Source organism: Ectopseudomonas toyotomiensis, from assembly GCF_017167985.1.
GTDB lineage: Bacteria > Pseudomonadota > Gammaproteobacteria > Pseudomonadales > Pseudomonadaceae > Aquipseudomonas > Aquipseudomonas toyotomiensis.
The window spans coordinates 2,782,912-2,800,763 of record NZ_CP070505.1 but is presented as its reverse complement, the minus strand read 5'-3'; the positions used below and the strand labels follow the sequence as shown (position 1 = coordinate 2,800,763).

Annotated in this window: 15 protein-coding genes and 1 riboswitch; of the genes, 8 read left to right on the top strand and 7 right to left on the bottom strand. The window is 63.9% G+C overall.

Annotated elements, in window-relative coordinates:
• Positions 1-3: 3 nt before the first annotated feature.
• Both JWV26_RS12900 and metK read left to right on the top strand, forming a co-directional pair.
• Entirely contained in the window at positions 4-1,005 is a 1,002-nt protein-coding gene (locus JWV26_RS12900; protein ID WP_072423435.1) for an ArsR/SmtB family transcription factor, read from the top strand.
• Positions 1,006-2,196, top strand: a complete 1,191-nt coding sequence (gene metK, locus JWV26_RS12895) for a methionine adenosyltransferase (RefSeq protein ID WP_072423436.1) — start codon at positions 1,006-1,008, stop codon at positions 2,194-2,196. It begins immediately after the preceding gene.
• Positions 2,197-2,262: 66 nt separating this feature from the next.
• Here the strand turns inward: metK and JWV26_RS12890 are convergent, their stop codons facing one another.
• Positions 2,263-2,574 (bottom strand): hypothetical protein, encoded by a 312-nt coding sequence (locus JWV26_RS12890; protein WP_072423437.1) that lies wholly within the window; start codon positions 2,572-2,574, stop codon positions 2,263-2,265.
• A gap of 215 nt (positions 2,575-2,789) precedes the next feature.
• On the opposite strand from JWV26_RS12890, the gene ligB reads away from it, so the two are divergent.
• Positions 2,790-4,481, top strand: coding sequence for an NAD-dependent DNA ligase LigB (ligB, locus tag JWV26_RS12885; RefSeq protein WP_206417015.1), 1,692 nt, complete (start codon positions 2,790-2,792; stop codon positions 4,479-4,481).
• 84 nt (positions 4,482-4,565) lie between these two features.
• Complete coding sequence (locus JWV26_RS12880; RefSeq protein ID WP_206417014.1) at positions 4,566-4,961, top strand: DUF1090 domain-containing protein; 396 nt, start codon at positions 4,566-4,568, stop codon at positions 4,959-4,961.
• Here the strand turns inward: JWV26_RS12880 and JWV26_RS12875 are convergent.
• The 5 genes from JWV26_RS12875 to JWV26_RS12855 form a co-directional block, all read right to left on the bottom strand.
• Positions 4,955-5,404 carry a c-type cytochrome gene (locus tag JWV26_RS12875; RefSeq protein WP_074913616.1) on the bottom strand — a complete coding sequence of 150 codons (450 nt, stop codon included), beginning with the start codon at positions 5,402-5,404 and terminating at the stop codon, positions 4,955-4,957. The two genes, JWV26_RS12880 and JWV26_RS12875, sit on opposite strands and share 7 nt — an antisense overlap.
• Before the next feature lie 111 nt (positions 5,405-5,515).
• Positions 5,516-7,105, bottom strand: a complete 1,590-nt coding sequence (locus tag JWV26_RS12870) for a methyl-accepting chemotaxis protein (protein WP_206417013.1) — start codon at positions 7,103-7,105, stop codon at positions 5,516-5,518.
• A gap of 179 nt (positions 7,106-7,284) precedes the next feature.
• Complete coding sequence (locus JWV26_RS12865) at positions 7,285-7,671, bottom strand: MAPEG family protein (protein WP_206417012.1); 387 nt, start codon at positions 7,669-7,671, stop codon at positions 7,285-7,287.
• A 97-nt stretch (positions 7,672-7,768) separates the two neighbouring features.
• The gene (locus JWV26_RS12860) at positions 7,769-9,052 is read right to left on the bottom strand and encodes a Zn-dependent hydrolase (RefSeq protein WP_196457737.1); all 1,284 of its coding nucleotides are present in this window, start codon (positions 9,050-9,052) and stop codon (positions 7,769-7,771) included.
• A gap of 76 nt (positions 9,053-9,128) precedes the next feature.
• Positions 9,129-10,616: an NCS1 family nucleobase:cation symporter-1 gene (locus tag JWV26_RS12855; protein WP_196457740.1), complete on the bottom strand. Its 1,488-nt coding sequence runs from the start codon at positions 10,614-10,616 to the stop codon at positions 9,129-9,131.
• A gap of 576 nt (positions 10,617-11,192) precedes the next feature.
• On the opposite strand from JWV26_RS12855, the gene hydA reads away from it, so the two are divergent.
• The 3 genes from hydA (at position 11,193) to preA (ending at position 15,420) form a co-directional block, all read left to right on the top strand.
• On the top strand, positions 11,193-12,632 hold the full coding sequence (gene hydA / locus JWV26_RS12850) for a dihydropyrimidinase (RefSeq protein WP_206417011.1): 1,440 nt from the start codon (positions 11,193-11,195) through the stop codon (positions 12,630-12,632).
• Positions 12,633-12,771: 139 nt separating this feature from the next.
• Entirely contained in the window at positions 12,772-14,145 is a 1,374-nt protein-coding gene (locus JWV26_RS12845; RefSeq protein ID WP_420890299.1) for an NAD(P)-dependent oxidoreductase, read from the top strand.
• Positions 14,146-15,420 carry an NAD-dependent dihydropyrimidine dehydrogenase subunit PreA gene (gene preA, locus JWV26_RS12840; RefSeq protein WP_196457746.1) on the top strand — a complete coding sequence of 425 codons (1,275 nt, stop codon included), beginning with the start codon at positions 14,146-14,148 and terminating at the stop codon, positions 15,418-15,420.
• A gap of 115 nt (positions 15,421-15,535) precedes the next feature.
• On the opposite strand, the gene JWV26_RS12835 is transcribed toward preA, so the two are convergent.
• Entirely contained in the window at positions 15,536-16,156 is a 621-nt protein-coding gene (locus tag JWV26_RS12835) for a TetR/AcrR family transcriptional regulator (RefSeq protein WP_003458822.1), read from the bottom strand.
• 141 nt (positions 16,157-16,297) lie between these two features.
• Positions 16,298-16,389: riboswitch (S-adenosyl-L-homocysteine riboswitch) on the top strand.
• A 21-nt stretch (positions 16,390-16,410) separates the two neighbouring features.
• On the opposite strand from JWV26_RS12835, the gene ahcY reads away from it, so the two are divergent.
• Positions 16,411-17,805 (top strand): adenosylhomocysteinase, encoded by a 1,395-nt coding sequence (gene ahcY / locus JWV26_RS12830; RefSeq protein WP_072423443.1) that lies wholly within the window; start codon positions 16,411-16,413, stop codon positions 17,803-17,805.
• The last annotated feature ends 47 nt before the right edge of the window (positions 17,806-17,852 follow it).

Genomic DNA, 17,852 nt, shown 5'->3' with positions numbered 1-17,852 from the left:
CCCATGACCCTGCGCGCATCCCAGTTGGATTTCGACCCCTGCGACGAGCTCGCCGCCCTGTGCAAGGCCGGCGGCGATCCGCTGCGCCTGAACGTGCTGCGCACCCTGAGCAACGATTCGTTTGGCGTGCTGGAGCTGGCGCAGATCTTCGCTATTGGTCAGTCAGGCATGAGCCACCACCTCAAAGTGCTGGCCCAGGCCGGCCTGGTGGCCACGCGCCGTGAAGGCAACGCGATCTTCTACCGCCGCGCGCTGCCCAATGGCCGCTTGCACGCCGCCCTGCTGGACGATATCGACGAACTGCCATTGCCCGGCGATGTGCAAACGCGTATTGCCGCCGTGCATCAGCAACGCGCCACCGTCAGCCGCGACTTCTTCGCGCGCATGGCCACCAGCTTCCAGGCCCAGCAGGATCTGATCGCCGGTTTACCGCAGTACCGCGACAGTCTGCTGTCCCTGCTCGATGCCCTGCATTTCGCGCCGGGAGCCACGGCATTGGAGATCGGCCCCGGCGATGGCGCCTTCCTGCCCGAACTGGCGCGGCGCTTCGCCCAGGTCACGGCACTGGACAACAGCCCGGCTATGCTCGAACTGGCCAGCCAACGCTGCGCCGCCGAGGGCCTGGATAACGTCGAGCTGAAACTGGCCGATGCGCTGCAGGACGCACCAGTCACGGCCGATTGCGTGGTGCTGAACATGGTGCTGCACCACTTCGCCACGCCGGCCGAAGCCTTTCGCAAGCTGGCTGCCCTGGTCGCACCCGGCGGCAGCCTGCTGCTCAGCGAACTGTGCAGCCACGACCAGAGCTGGGCGCGCGAAGCCTGCGGCGACCTGTGGCTCGGCTTCGAACAGGAAGACCTGGCGCGCTGGGCGACGGCCGCCGGCCTGACACCCGGCGAAAGCCTTTACATAGGCCTGAAAAACGGCTTTCAGATTCAATTACGGCACTTTGCCAAACCCGATGCGCACAGCGCCTTCAGCCTCCGGCAAGAAAGGAACCGATAGATGAGCGAATATTCCCTGTTTACCTCCGAGTCCGTGTCCGAAGGGCATCCGGACAAGATCGCCGATCAGATCTCCGATGCGGTGCTCGACGCCATCATCGCCCAGGACAAGCACGCCCGCGTGGCCGTGGAAACCCTGGTCAAGACCGGCGTGGCCATCGTCGCCGGCGAAGTCACCACCAGCGCCTGGGTCGACCTGGAACAGATCGTCCGCGACGTGATCTGCGACATCGGCTACACCAGCTCCGACGTCGGTTTCGACGGCGCCACCTGCGGCGTGCTCAACATCATTGGCAAGCAGTCCCCGGACATCAACCAGGGCGTCGACCGCGCCAAGCCGGAAGATCAGGGCGCTGGCGACCAGGGCCTGATGTTCGGCTACGCCAGCAACGAAACCGACGTGCTGATGCCGGCACCGATCTGCTTCTCGCACCGCCTGGTCGAGCGTCAGGCCGAAGCGCGCAAGTCCGGCCTGCTGCCGTGGCTGCGCCCGGATGCCAAATCCCAGGTCACCTGCCGCTACGAGAACGGCAAGGTCGCGGCCATCGACGCGGTGGTGCTGTCCACCCAGCACAACCCGGAAGTGAAGTACGACGACCTGCGCGAAGGCGTGATGGAGCTGATCGTCAAGCACGTGCTGCCGGCCGAACTGCTGCACAAGGACACTCAGTTCCACATCAACCCGACCGGCCAGTTTATCATCGGTGGCCCGGTGGGCGACTGCGGCCTGACCGGCCGCAAGATCATCGTCGACAGCTACGGTGGCATGGCCCGTCACGGCGGCGGCGCCTTCTCCGGCAAGGACCCGTCCAAGGTCGACCGCAGCGCCGCCTACGCCGGCCGCTACGTGGCCAAGAACATCGTCGCCGCCGGCCTGGCCGATCGCTGCGAGATCCAGGTGTCCTACGCCATCGGCGTGGCCCAGCCGACCTCCATCTCGATCAATACCTTCGGCACCCACAAGATCGCCGAAGACAAGATCATCAAACTGGTGCGTGACGTGTTCGACCTGCGCCCGTACGCCATCACCAAGATGCTCGACCTGCTGCACCCGATGTACCAGGACACCGCTGCCTACGGCCACTTCGGCCGTACGCCGCAGTCCAAGACCGTCGGCGACGACAGCTTTACCACCTTCACCTGGGAACGCACCGACAAGGCCGCCGACCTGCGCGCCGCTGCCGGCCTGTAAGAAAGCCCCTGAAAATGAAAAAGCCCCGCCAGAGCGATCTGGCGGGGCTTTTTCGTGCTTGAGGGCTTATTTGCCGAACATCGAACTCAGGCCCTTGAGTGCATCCTTGGTGGCATTCAGCTGATCAGGTGTAGCAGCCTGAGTGGAAGTCTCGGCCTCGGCGCTGAGACGCTCACAGCCACCATCGAGCGCAGCCAGGTTTTCATTGGCCTTGTCGTTGCCAGCCAGTGCTGCCAACTGCTTGAGCTGAGCCAGACCGTCCTGATTGGCAGCCATCTGCTCCTGGCACTTGGCCTGGATCGAGGCGACCTCGGCAGCATGAGCAGGCAGAGCGGCGAAAGCCAGAGCGGTGAAGCAGGCAACGGAAACAATACGCATCAGTGAAGACCTCTAAGGGTTGAGGCCCGGCTGTCCATGCGCCCCCGCCGGGCAAATCCATTTGTTTGGGGGTTGAAAAGGCGCGCGAATTTATCACCCAGATAGCCAGGCAACAAGAAAAAACCGAACAGTATCCGAGGCTTAGCTCCAAGGCTCAGCGAATACCAATACAGCCTGCTAGGCTCAGTGAGTACCTTGAGCAAGGAAGCTCCGCGATGAAAATTGCCCTGCTGCTATTACTCCTTCCGCTGGCTGCCCAGGCCACCCCCTGCCCCGACTGGCCCACCAGTCGCGCCGACTCCGAGCTCGCCGCGCTCAGTCAGCAGATAGCCGAGTGGGACGACGCCTACCATAACCACGGCCGCTCGCTGGTGGCTGATGAAATCTATGACCAGGCCCGCGATCGCCTGCAGTCCTGGCATCGGTGCTTTCCGACCGCCCGCATGGCATTGGCCGACCCTCTGGCTGGCAGCAGCGGGACGATCACGCACCCAGTGCCACAGACCGGCCTGCGCAAGCTGAGCGACGCGGCAGTGGCGAAGTGGATCAACAGTCGCGACGATCTGTGGATTCAGCCCAAGGTCGACGGCGTCGCGGTCACCCTGGTCTACCGAGACGGCGTGCTGCAACAAGCCATCAGCCGTGGCGATGGACGACTTGGCCAGGACTGGACAGCCCGCGTGCTGCAGCTGCCGGCCATTCCCGCACGCCTGCAGGAACCACTCGATGCCGTGTTACAGGGCGAGCTCTACTGGCGCCTGGACGGCCACGTGCAAGGCCGCGACGGTGGGGTTGGCGCCCGTGGCAAGGTGGCAGGCCTGATGGCGCGACAAAAGCTCGACCAGCAACAGGTCGACTCCATCGGCCTGTTCGTCTGGGATTGGCCGGATGGCCCGGCGAACATGCCAGAGCGCCTGCAAGCCCTGCAGAGACTGGGTTTTGACGACAGCCTGCACTATACCCAGCCCCTGCGGGACGCAAAGGAAGCCCGCCGTTGGCGCCAACGCTGGTTCGATCAGCCGCAGCCGTTTGCCAGCGATGGTGTGGTCCTGCGTCAGGGCACGCGGCCACCCGGAGAGCGTTGGCAGGCAGAAGCGCCGCACTGGGCGGTTGCCTGGAAATACCCGGCCGGCCAGGCGCTGGCCGTGGTGCAGGCGGTGGATTTCAGTATCGGCCGTACTGGACGCATCACGCCGATCCTGCGCTTGCAGCCGGTCGACCTCGACGAGCGGCGCATCAGCCGGGTCGCTCTCGGCTCGCTGCAAACCTGGGAGAAGCTGGACATACGCCCCGGCGATCAGGTGGCGATACGCCTAGCCGGCCTGACCATTCCGCGTCTCGAGCAAGTGATCTGGCGCAGCCAGGAGCGCTCAGCGGTACACGCGCCTGATCCCAGTCGATACCACGCCATGAGTTGCTGGCGGCTCAGTGGCGAGTGTCAGCAACAGTTCCAGGCACGCCTGAACTGGCTCGCCGGCAAACAGGGGCTGAACCTGCCCGGCGTGGGACCAGGCACCTGGAGCACGCTACTGGCGGGGCAGAAACTGGATGGCCTGCTCGATTGGCTGGCACTCGATAGCGAACACCTGCAACAGCTGCCCGGTATCGGCCCAAGGCGCGCCTCGCAGCTGCAGCAGGCCTTCGCCCAAGCCCAACAGCGCTCACTGCAGCAATGGCTGCAGGCTCTCGGTGCACCAGCTGGTTTTCAGCTCGGCGCGGAGGATGACTGGACCACGCTAGTGACTCGCAGCCACGCCGAGTGGATGCAGCAACCCGGCGTGAGCCAGAACAGCGCCGAGCGCCTGCTGGCATTCTTCAGCCACCCGGAAGTTCAGCGCCTGGGCGCGCAACTGCAGGAAGCCGGCACCGTCGCTTTCCTGCCGCAGGAGAATTCACCGCGCGGTTGACCCAGGTCAGCAGATGGCTCAATCGGGTCGAACCTCGCGCGGCAACCAGGGTCACTTCGAAGTAGACCTTCACGAGGAGAGACCATGATCCGTCAAACCGCTTTGCTCGGCCTGCTGCTGGCCGCCAACCTGAACGTCACACCGATTCTGGCCGCCGAGGGCGATAGCGGCTGCGCCGTCAAACGCCAGGTGCTCCAGGAGAAGATCGACGCAGCGCACAAGAGCGGCAACTCACGAGAGCTGGATGGACTGCAACGAGCACTGGGCAATGTCGATGCCCATTGCGATGACGCGTCGCTGCACAAGGAGCGCCTGGCCAGCGTCAAGGAAGCCCGGGAGGAAGTGCAGGAGCGCGAGATGGAGCTGCGTGAAGCCATGGGCAACGGCGATCAGGAGAAGATCGCCAAGCGTCAGGCCAAACTGGCCGAGGCACGCGCCGAACTGGAGCAGGCCGAGGCCGAAGCGCGCGCTGATCAGTAAGCGCGAAACGCCTTGTGGCACGCCTCGCAACTGTCCTCGACGGCCTGCACCGCCGGCTCCAGCTCGGAGCGACGTAGCGGCGGCGCGGTCGTGACCTGTACCAGTGCGGCAGTGGCCTGCTCCAGATCACGCGCCATCTTCTGGAACTGCTCCTGGCGCTGCCAGACCTCGGCATTGGCCTTGCTGCGCTCGTCGTCACGTACCTGCGGAAAGTGCTGCCAAGGCTCGTGGGACAGACGCTCCAGCTCGGCGGCGCCGCTGATGAATGCGGCTTCGTCGTAGGGAATACGATTGCGCAGCATCCCACCGAGGTCTTCGCTGACCTTGAGCATCTCCTTGAACGCGGCTTGGCGCTTGCCCAATGGCGAATCAGGGTCGACCCCACCGCAAGCAGCCAGGGTCAGGCAGGCGCAGGTGAGCAGCAGGAGTTTCTTCAGGGTCATCGACACGACTTCCGGGCGACAAGGGGCCGCCAGTATCGCGGCTCGCCCCGGTCGGGCCAAGCGACCTCTTGTCACAACAGCTGTCGTTTGTATGCGTTGGTCAGCCAGGGTTCAGGTGCGGAAGCGCCCCAGTTGGCTGTTGAGCTGCTGCACCTCGCCCTGAATCTGCGCACTGACCTGCACCACGCTCTCGGTCTCGCCCTGGCTGCGCTCGGCCAGGCTGGAGATGTGCGTTACCCGCTGGTCGATCTCCTGCGCCACCTGGCTCTGCTGTTCTGCGGCCGTGGCGATTTGCGCATTCAGAGCATTGATGCCATCCACTGCCCCGACGATGGTCTCCAGCGCCTCACTGGCCTGACGAATGTGCTGGAGGTTGCCGTCGGCCAGGGCCGCGCTGCGCTGCATCGCCAGAACCGCATCACGCGCACCGCCCTGTAAACGCTGGATTATCGCCTGGATTTCGCCAGTCGATTGCTGGGTGCGACTGGCCAGGGTGCGCACCTCGTCGGCGACCACGGCGAAGCCACGCCCTGCCTCGCCGGCGCGTGCGGCCTCGATGGCCGCATTGAGTGCCAGCAGATTGGTCTGTTCGGCGATACCGGTGATCACTTCGAGCACCTTGCCGACACCACCGGTTTCGGCCTCCAGACGTTGTACCTGCTCGCCACTGCGCTGCAGCTGTTCCACCAGTTCGGCGATCTGCACCGCACTACGCTGCACCACCTGCTTGCCGCTCTGCGCACAATCATCGGCACTGCGTGCCGACTCGGCTGCATGGGCAGCGTGACGCGCCACCTCGGCGACGGTGGCGCTCATTTCATTCATCGCGGTGGCGACCTGATCGAGATCCTCGTACTGACGACGCACACCATTGCCCGCCGACTGCGCAGCACCGACCACGCTGCCGACGTGCTCGCCGGTACGCTCACCACTGCGCTTGACCTCCGCCAGCAAGCCACGCACCTGCTCCTGCATGCGGTTGTAACCCGCGAAGATGCGGCCGATCTCGTTGTCACCCTGACGACCTTCAAGGCTACGTGTGAAGTCGCCGGAGCCGACTCGGGTCAGCGCCCCCTCCACTGCATTGAGGTTGTGCATCAGCGGGCGCAGGCCGAACTGACGGCCCAGCACTACCAGCGCCAGAATGCCCAGCACGCAACCGAACGCCAGCCACATCTGGCGGCGCTGGCTGCCTTCAGCGTGCACCGCCATCAAACCGACGGCCTGGTTCATCTCGCGCAGCAGCTCGACCGACTGCTGCTCCAGGGCCTTGAGGTCGACTGCCGCATCGCCCGCAACAACGCGCTGCAGCTGAGTACGAAAGCCCTGCCAGAGACCACCGACCTTGTTCATTTGCGCCTGGACGCTGAGCTCGGCGATGGCGCTGATATTGCGCGCCGCGTTGCCACTCAGCAGGTCGCGATGGGCAGCGTCGAACTGCGCCATGGTGGCTTCAAGCGTCGCAGCAGGCAGGACGCCTTCACGCAGCAACAGCGCTTCCTTGGTCATCTTCTGGCTGAGCATGCGCTGCGCGCCGGCAACATTGATGGTTTCCGGCGACACCGACATGCTCAGGTACAGTGCCACCGAGGCGACCACCGCGAGCAGAAACATCAGCGCATAGGAAAACAGAAACTGCTGATTCAGCGTGCGCAGGCCGATGGCGCAGAGCAGGCGATCGAAAAAAGCGGTGGCGGACATGAGCAGCTCCCTGGCAGACGGCGGGAAACCCCGCCAAATAATCGGGAGCAAGCAAGAACGTGGCCAGCGGCCAGCCGCCCTACAGGCTGATTGGCCTCATAAAGCGCACCAGAACGGAGCAATGACTGATCAGTCACGCGCCTTTCTAGCCCATCGTCACAGTCAGCTGCAGATATCGACTAGGCAGACACCACGAACAGCGCCGCGATCAGCCCCATCCCGGCGAACCACACCAGCGAGCGCACCGGCCCCCAGCCAGCCAGATAGCAGATGAAATACAGCACGCGGCTGACGATGAATGCCACGGCCAACTGGTCGAGCAGCGCCTGCTCGGCACCGCCGGCCTGGTGGGCAATGATCACCGCTGCGGCGAACGCCGGGGTCACCTCGAAGCCGTTGAGCTGGGCGTTGTTGGCGCGCTTGCGCCAGCCGTCCAGGGTACTCAGGAACGCGCGCGGATCCTGATTGGCGCGCGGTCCGTAGCCGGGGCCAAGAAACTTGGCAGTGGCGGTGCCCAGGTAGGGCAGGAAGATGGCAATCAGCACGCACCAGTAGGCGAGGGTCATGGAAGCTCCGCAGCTCGGTAATGGAGTGCGCAGCTTGTCCCGAGCAGGCACGGGCGTCCATGACTGCCACCGCCCAAGTCGATGGCGATTCGGCCAATCATGCTGCCAGCTTGCCCTCTGCCAGTGCCACGGAGGCAGCGAGCATCGCGCGCAACAGCACCGCGCAGCCGGCGGCCAGGTCCGCCGGCGCGGCATTCTCGATTTCGTTGTGGCTGATGCCGCCCTCGCACGGCACGAAAATCATCCCGGCCGGGCCCAGCTCGGCGAGGAAGATCGCGTCATGCCCGGCGCCACTGACGATATCCATATGCGACAAACCCAACCCGGCGGCCGCACCGCGCACCGCCTCGACGCAGCCCTGGTCGAAATACAGCGGCGGGAAGTCCGCGGTCGGCGTCAGCTCGAAACTCAGGCCGTGCTTGGCGCAGGTCGCTTCGATCACACCACGCACCGCCTCGATCATCGAATCCAGGCGCTCCGGCTCAAGATGGCGGAAGTCCAGGGTCATACGCACTTCGCCGGGAATCACGTTGCGCGAACCGGGGTAGGCCTGCAGACAACCGACCGTGCCACAGGCATGGGGTTGATGCTCCAGCGCCACCCGATTGACTGCCGCAACCACCGCTGCGGCGCCGACCACCGCATCCTTGCGCAGGTGCATCGGTGTTGGCCCGGCGTGGGCCTCGACACCCTTTAGAGTGAGGTCGAACCACTTCTGCCCGAGCGCGCCGAGCACCACTCCGATGGTCTTGCCCTGATCTTCGAGAATCGGCCCCTGCTCGATATGCGCCTCGAAATAGGCGCCCACCGCATGACCGTTCACCGCACGACTGCCGGCGTAGCCGATGGCGTTCAGCGCCTCGCCGACGCTGATGCCTTCGGCGTCGCGCTTGGCCAGGGTTTCCTCCAGGGTGAACTTCTCGGCGAACACCCCGGAACCCATCATGCACGGGGCGAAGCGCGAGCCTTCCTCGTTGGTCCACACCACCACTTCCAGCGGCGCTTCGGTCTGTATGCCCAGGTCGTTGAGGGTGCGCAACACCTCGACGCCGGCCAATACGCCGAAGCAGCCGTCGAACTTGCCGCCGGTGGGCTGGGTGTCGATATGGCTGCCGGTCATCACCGGTGGCAGTGCCGCGTTGCGCCCGGGGCGGCGGGCGAAGATATTGCCGACGCCATCGACAGTGACAGTGCAGCCGGCCTCCTCGCACCAGCGCACGAAGAGGTCGCGCGCCTGGCGGTCGAGGTCGGTCAGCGCCAGACGACAGACCCCGCCCTTGACGGTGGCGCCGAGCTGCGCCAACTCCATCAGCGATTGCCACAGGCGCTCGCCGTTGACGTGCGGCTGGTTGGATTGCAGAACCTCGGTGGCAGTGTTCATGGTCATTTCCTCGGCCTCTCTGGTTGTCTGTGACGCGGGGCGCGTCTGCTGGATCGCTTCGCGGGCAAGCCCGCTCCTACACCGGTGCCTTGGCCACCACTGGCTGCGCGCTTCGCAGGCTGCACAAGCCGAAATAGATCAGGCCACCCAGGAAGGAGCCGGTAAACCAGCCGTAGTCGTAGAACCAGCTGAAGGCGCTACTGCCCAGTGACAGCAGGGTCAGGGCCACCGGCACGGCGAAGGCGGCGAAACCGATCCAGTTCCAGGCCGGATAGACGTCATCGCGGTACAACCCGGCCAGGTCCAGTTGCTGTTTCTTGATCAGGAAGTAGTCGACCACCATGATCCCGGCAATCGGCCCGAGCAGGCTGGAGTAACCCAGCAGCCAGTTGGAGTACACGCTCTCCAGGCTCAGTTCGGAGACCAGCAGCCCTAGCTTTTTCAGCAGCTCATGACCCATCAGCCCCAGGCCGATCAGGCCGGTGAGGATCACCGCCTTGGTGCGGTCGATCAGCTTGGGGGCGATGTTCTGGAAATCATTGGTCGGCGAAACGATGTTCGCCGCCGTGTTGGTCGACAGCGTGGCGACGATGATCAGCGCCATGGCCAGAGCGACCCAGCCAGGGCTCTGGATATGACCGATCAGGCTGACCGGGTCGGACACCGTCTGCCCCACCAGACCTTCCGAGGCGGCAGTCATCACCACACCGAGAGCAGCGAAGAGGAACATGGTCAGCGGTAGACCGAAGATCTGCCCGAGAATCTGGTCTTTCTGGCTCTTCGCATAGCGGCTGAAGTCCGGAATGTTCAGCGACAGCGTGGCCCAGAAGCCGACCATGGCAGTCAGTCCGGCGAGAAAGTAACCGGTGACGCTGGCACCCTCGGGGCGATTGGCCGGCTGCGCCAGCAACTCGCTCATCGACACGTTGGGCAACGCCCACACCAGCAGACCGGCACCGACCAGCACCAGCAGCGGCGCGGACAAGGTTTCCAACCACTTGATCGACTCGGCGCCGCGCAGCACGATCCACAGGTTGAGTACCCAGAAGATCATGAAACCGATCACCTCGCCGGTGCCGCCGAGCGCCTTCCAACCCTCGAAGATAGAACCCAGCAGCAAGTGAATCGCCAGGCCGCCGAACATGGTCTGAATACCGAACCAGCCGCAGGCCACCACGGCGCGGATCAGACAGGGCACGTTGGAGCCGAGTATGCCGAACGAGGAACGCAGCAATACCGGAAAGGGAATGCCGTACTTGGTGCCGGCAAAGGCGTTGAGGGTCAGCGGCACCAGCACCACCACGTTGGCCAGCAGGATCGCCAGCAGCGCCTCGCCCACCGACAGGCCGAAGTAGGCGGTGAGCACGCCGCCCAGGGTGTAGGTCGGCACGCAGATCGACATGCCGACCCACAGCGCGGTGATATGCCACTTGTTCCAGGTTCGCTGATGCACCTTGGTCGGGGCGATGTCATGGTTGTAGCGCGCGCTGTCGAGTACGTCGCTGCCGGCGTTCAGCTCATACAAGCCCTCCCGCTCGGTCACTTCCGATCTGCTCTGTTGCATGGGCCTCTCCAGTATTTTTCTGATTGTTAGCGCATCGGGCTAATTCGATGGCCGGAGTTCAGGAGCCGGCCAGCACGGGGGCAGCGCCACTCAATAAGCGTGCCGCATTCCCCGGCGGGGCCTGCATCCTGCCTGCTTGAACACATTAAGCATCTGATCTGAAAACGTTTTATCTAAACCCACAGACGTCGCCAGCAGACGCCATAGACCAACTCGGAACGGCTTGTCCTGTCAGTCAGGATTCAAACTGGTGCAAGCGATTTTTTTTCGCCGCCCAAGGCCGCGCCATGCCAGGGCACAAGCGGCTGATTTTCCATGAGAAATCTTGACCATATTGGCATTCTGTCAAGTGCGTCAAAATGGTGAGAACCCTCACCATTTTGGTGATTCTTATTTTTTATTGTTAATTTTCAATAACTTAATCAAACAAAAACTGATCAAAAAATAATCTTGCCCAATCCGATTACTGCAACTAGATTCAGTTCCTGTCACTGCTGACAGGAATTGATATTGGCCCTCGTCAGCACCAGAAAGCCAAGAGCCGACACGCATCGGCCAGCCTGCGAGGAACCCACCATGTCGCTGTTGATCCGTGGCGCCACCCTGGTCACCCATGAGCAAAGCTACCGCGCCGATGTGCTCTGCGCAGACGGCCTGGTCCAGGCCATTGGCGACAACCTCGACGCCCCCGCAGGCTGTCAGGTGCTCGACGGCAGCGGCCAGTACCTGATGCCCGGCGGCATCGACCCGCACACCCATATGCAATTGCCCTTCATGGGCACGGTGGCCAGCGAGGACTTCTTCAGCGGCACCGCCGCAGGCCTGGCCGGCGGCACCACCTCGATCATCGATTTCGTGATTCCCAACCCGCAGCAATCCTTGCTCGAAGCCTTCCATACCTGGCGCGGCTGGGCGGAAAAGTCCGCGTCCGACTACGGCTTCCATGTCGCCATCACCTGGTGGAGCGAGCAGGTCGCCGCCGAGATGGGCGAGCTGGTGGCGAAGTTCGGGGTCAACAGCTTCAAGCACTTCATGGCCTACAAGAACGCCATCATGGCCGCCGACGACACCCTGGTGGCGAGCTTCGAACGCTGCCTCGAACTGGGCGCGGTACCCACCGTGCACGCCGAGAACGGCGAGCTGGTCTATCACCTGCAACAGAAACTCCTGGCCCAGGGCCTGACCGGGCCGGAAGCGCACCCGCTGTCGCGACCCTCGCAGGTCGAAGGCGAAGCCGCCAGCCGTGCCATCCGCATCGCCGAGACGCTGGGTACGCCGCTGTATCTGGTGCACGTTTCGACCCAGGAAGCCCTGGACGAAATCACCTACGCCCGCGCCAAGGGTCAGCCGGTGTACGGCGAGGTGCTGGCCGGCCATCTGCTGCTGGACGACAGCGTGTACCGCCACCCCGACTGGCAAACCGCCGCCGGCTACGTGATGAGTCCGCCGTTCCGCCCGCGCGGGCATCAGCAGGCACTATGGCGCGGCCTGCAGTCGGGCAACCTGCACACCACCGCCACCGACCACTGCTGCTTCTGCGCCGAACAAAAGGCCGCCGGGCGCGATGATTTCAGCAAGATCCCCAACGGCACGGCAGGGATTGAGGACCGTATGGCGGTGCTCTGGGATGAAGGGGTGGGCAGCGGCAAGCTGTCGATCAATGACTTCGTCACGCTGACCAGTACCAACACCGCGAAGATCTTCAACCTCTACCCGCGCAAAGGCGCGCTGCAGGTCGGCGCCGATGCCGACCTGGTCCTGTGGGACCCGCAAGGCACACGGACTATCTCGGCCAAGACCCATCACCAGCAGGTTGACTTCAACATCTTCGAAGGCAAGACCGTGCGTGGCGTGCCCAGCCACACCATCAGCGCTGGCAAGCTGGTCTGGGTCGATGGCGACCTGCGCGCCGAACGCGGTGCCGGCCGTTATGTCGAGCGCCCGGCCTACCCGGCGGTGTTCGACCTGCTGAGCAAACGCGCCGAGCACAGCCGGCCGGTTGCAGTCGAGCGCTGAGACAGAATCTGGGGCCACCCGGGCCCTCCCACACAGCCCGGCCGCCGCCGCAACCCATTCCGCCACACCGGCCCGCAGAGGCCGGACGGCCGCTTATCCGCTGTTAACTGCCGAATAAAAGCCACAAAACCGTGAGGCAATAACCGTGATAGACACCCTCAGCCATTTGCCGCGACCGGATGCCGGGGCGGCCGAACTGGCCGATCGTTTCAGCGATCTGGCCCCACCACTCACCGCTCGCCAGGCCGCCCTGGAAAGCGCTCGATGCCTGTATTGCTACGACGCGCCCTGCGTTAACGCCTGCCCCAGCGAGATCGACATCCCCTCGTTTATCCGCAATATCAGCCATGAAAACGTTCAGGGCGCGGCCGAGAAGATTCTCTCGGCCAATATCCTCGGTGGCAGCTGCGCCCGTGTCTGCCCGACGGAAATCCTCTGCCAGCAGGCCTGCGTGCGTAACAACGCCGAGGAATGCGCGCCCGTGCTGATCGGCCTGCTGCAACGCTATGCCATCGACAACGCGCAGTTCAGCGAGCACCCGTTCCAGCGCGCGCCGGCCAGTGGCAAGCGCATCGCCGTGGTCGGCGCAGGGCCGGCGGGCTTGTCCTGTGCCCACCGCCTGGCCATGCACGGCCATGAAGTGGTGATCTTCGAGGCCCGCGAGAAAGCGGGCGGCCTCAATGAATACGGCATCGCCAAGTACAAGCTGGTGGATGACTTCGCCCAGCGCGAAGTGGAGTTCCTGCTGCAGATCGGCGGCATCGAGATCCGCCACGGCCACAAACTGGGCGACGACCTCAGCCTGAGCGAACTGCACCAGCAATTCGACGCTATCTTCCTCGGCATCGGCCTGGCCGCCAGCAAGCGCCTCGGCCTGCCAGACGAGGAGGCGCCGGGCTTGCTCGCCGCCACCGACTACATCCGCGAATTACGCCAGAGCGATGACCTGACCCAGTTGCCCCTGGCCGAGCGCTGCATCGTGCTCGGTGCCGGCAATACCGCCATCGATATGGCCGTGCAGATGAGCAAGCTCGGTGCCCGCGACGTCAATCTGGTCTATCGCCGTGGCTTCGAGGAAATGGGCGCCACCGAGCACGAACAACACATCGCCAAGGCCAATCAGGTACGCCTGCTGACCTGGGCACAACCGGACGCGGTGCTGTTGAACGACCAGGGCCAGGTACGCGGCATGCGCTTCGCCCGCACGCGCCTGGAGAACGGCCGCCTGCACAGCACCGGGCAAACCTTCGAGCTGGCCGCCGACGCCATCTTCACCGCCATCGGCCAGGCCTTCGACGGTTCTGCCCTGAGCGACCCGCTGGCCCGCGAACTGAAGCGCGAGGGCGAACGCATCTGGGTCGACGCCCAGCTGCAAACCAGCGTGCCCGGCATCTATGCCGGCGGCGACTGCACCGCCCTCGGCCAGGACCTCACCGTGCAGGCCGTGCAACACGGTAAGCTGGCCGCCGAGGCCATCCACTCTCATCTGCTGCTCAATGTGGAGGCCGCATAAATGGCCGATCTATCCATCGAATTCGCCGGTATCAAGGCACCCAACCCCTTCTGGCTGGCCAGCGCGCCGCCCACCGACAAGGCCTACAACGTGGTCCGCGCCTTCGAGGCCGGCTGGGGCGGCGTGGTCTGGAAGACCCTTGGCGAAGACCCGGCGGCGGTCAACGTGTCGTCGCGCTACTCGGCGCACTTCGGCGCTGACAGGAGCGTCCTCGGGATCAATAACATCGAGCTGATCACCGACCGCTCGCTGGAGATCAACCTGCGCGAAATCACCCAGGTGAAGAAGGACTGGCCGGACCGCGCGCTGATCGTTTCCTTGATGGTGCCCTGCGTCGAGGAATCCTGGAAAGCCATCCTGCCGCTGGTGGAAGCCACCGGCTGCGACGGCATCGAACTGAACTTCGGCTGCCCTCACGGCATGCCCGAGCGCGGCATGGGCGCGGCGGTCGGCCAGGTGCCGGAATACGTGGAGATGGTCACCCGCTGGTGCAAGACCTATTGCTCGCTGCCGGTGATCGTCAAGCTGACGCCGAACATCACCGACATTCGCACCTCGGCGCGCGCCGCCCATCGTGGCGGCGCCGATGCGGTGTCGCTGATCAACACCATCAACTCGATCACCAGCATCGACCTGGAGCGCATGGTCGCTCTCCCCATCGTCGGCACGCAGAGCACCCACGGCGGCTACTGCGGCTCGGCGGTCAAACCCATTGCCCTGAATATGGTCGCCGAGATCGCCCGCGATCCGGAAACCCGTGGCCTGCCGATCTGCGGCATCGGTGGCATTGGTAGCTGGCGCGACGCGGCGGAGTTCGTCGCACTGGGTTGTGGCGCGGTGCAGGTGTGTACGGCGGCCATGCTGCATGGCTTTCGCATCGTCGAGGAGATGAAGGACAGCCTGTCGCGCTGGATGGACAGCCAGGGCTACCAGAGCCTTGCGGACTTCTCCGGGCGCGCGGTGGGCAATACCACCGACTGGAAGTACCTGGACATCAACTACCAGGTGATCGCCAAAATCGACCAGGACGCCTGCATCGGCTGCGGCCGCTGCCATATCGCCTGCGAAGACACCTCGCACCAGGCCATCGCCAGCCTGACCCAGGCCGACGGCACGCATAAGTACGAGGTGATCGACGAAGAGTGTGTGGGCTGCAACCTGTGCCAGATCACCTGCCCGGTGCAGGACTGCATCGAGATGGTGGCTCAGGACACCGGCAAGCCCTTCCTCGACTGGAACCACGACCCGCGCAATCCGTATCGCGCGGCCAGTTGAAAATAGCTCACGGCTAAAGCAGTTCGCGGCTAAAGCCCCTCCCACAAGATAGTAGTGCTCTTGTGGGAGGGGCCGGGCGGCGATCCGTTTTAGCCGCGACAAGCAGCGACTGCGATCAGGGCTCCAGCCCGATCCCGCGCAAGATCACACTGGTCACCGTCTGCACCGCTCGCTCGAATTGCGGCTCGGAGAGCGCCTGGTGCTCGTTGAGCACCGCCACCTGATGGCTGAAGTCGGCGTAATGCTGGGTCGAGGCCCAGATCATGTAGAGCAAAGCCGAGGGTTCGACAGCCAGGATGCGCTTGCCCTCGACCCACTGGCGGATCTTCGCCTCTTTCATCTTCGCCCAGTCGTACAGGCCCTCGTCGAGGGTGACACCGAGCACCGGCGCGCCATGGATAATCTCGTTGGCCCAGACCTTTGAACCATACGGCCGACTGCGCGAGTGGTTCATCTTGGCGCGAATGTAGCTGCTCAGCACCACACGCGGGTCATCGAACACCTCGAAACACTGGGCGTCCTGTTTCCAGACTTCGAGCAAATCGAGCAATACGGCGCGATACAGCTCGTCCTTGGTACTGAAGTAGTAGTGCAGGTTGGAGCGCGGCAATTCGGCCTGCTCGGCGATATCGGCCATGGCAGTGCCGCCGTAGCCTTTCTCGGCGAAGACCTTTTCAGCGGCCAGGAGAATTTTCTTGACGTTGCGACGGCGAATTTCGATTTTGTGGTTGGCCATGGCCGATCCGTTGCGACTAGACATGCCAAGGCTACCACTGGCGATGCCGACGGGGCGACGGAAAGCCTTGGGCTGCACGCCGCACGCAGCTATAATCCGCCAGCTTCAAACGACCGGCACAGCTCCGGTCGCTCCCGCCACCTGTCCGAGGGGCGCTGCAGCAGGCCGGTCGACACCGGTTTGTCAGGCTCGGATGGGGCGTTAACCATACGCATCAACGGCGCCCATTCGCAGACAACGAATGGAGAGCTTTCATGAGCGCTGCTTTTAACGATTTCAAAGTCGCCGACATTTCCCTGGCCGATTGGGGCCGCAAAGAGCTGATCATCGCCGAATCCGAGATGCCGGCACTGATGGGCCTGCGCCGCAAGTACGCCGCCAGCCAGCCGCTGAAAGGCGCCAAGATCCTCGGCTGCATCCACATGACCATCCAGACCGGCGTGCTGATCGAGACGCTGACCGCCCTGGGCGCCGAAGTACGCTGGTCCTCCTGCAACATCTTCTCCACCCAGGATCAGGCCGCTGCCGCCATCGCCGCTGCCGGTATCCCGGTGTTCGCCTGGAAGGGCGAAACCGAAGAAGAGTACGAGTGGTGCATCGAGCAGACCATCCTCAAGGACGGTAAGCCGTGGGACGCCAACATGGTGCTGGACGACGGCGGTGACCTGACCGAGATCCTGCACAAGAAATACCCGCAGATGCTCGAGCGCATCCACGGCGTCACCGAAGAGACCACCACCGGTGTGCACCGTCTGCTCGACATGCTCAAGGCCGGCACCCTGAAAGTCCCGGCGATCAACGTCAACGACGCGGTCACCAAGAGCAAGAACGACAACAAGTACGGCTGCCGCCACAGCCTCAACGACGCCATCAAACGCGGCACCGACCACCTGCTGTCGGGCAAGCAGGCGCTGGTCATCGGCTACGGTGACGTGGGCAAGGGCTCGGCGCAGTCGCTGCGTCAGGAAGGCATGATCGTCAAGGTTTCCGAGATCGACCCGATCTGCGCCATGCAGGCCTGCATGGACGGCTTCGAACTGGTTTCGCCGTACAAGAACGGCATCAACGACGGCACCGAGGCCAGCGTTGACGCTGCGCTGCTGGGCAAGATCGACCTGATCGTCACCACCACCGGTAACGTCAACGTCTGCGACGCCGGCATGCTCAAGGCGCTGAAGAAGCGTGCCGTGGTGTGCAACATCGGCCACTTCGACAACGAGATCGACACCGCCTTCATGCGCAAGAACTGGGCGTGGGAAGAGGTCAAGCCGCAGGTGCACAAGATCCACCGTACCGGTGCCGGCACCTTCGATCCGACCAACGACGACTACCTGATTCTGCTGGCCGAGGGCCGTCTGGTGAACCTGGGCAACGCCACTGGCCACCCGAGCCGGATCATGGACGGTTCGTTCGCCAACCAGGTGCTGGCGCAGATATTCCTGTTCGAACAGAAGTTCGCCGACCTGCCGGCCGAGAAGAAGGCCGAGCGTCTGACCGTAGAAGTACTGCCGAAGAAGCTCGACGAAGAAGTGGCGCTGGAAATGGTCAAGGGCTTCGGCGGCGTGGTCACCCAGCTGACCAAGCAGCAGGCCGAGTACATCGGCGTGACCGTGGAAGGCCCGTTCAAGCCGGACGCCTACCGCTACTAATGCGTAGGGTGGGTAAGCCCCTGGCTTATCCACCGCCGACTTCCCGC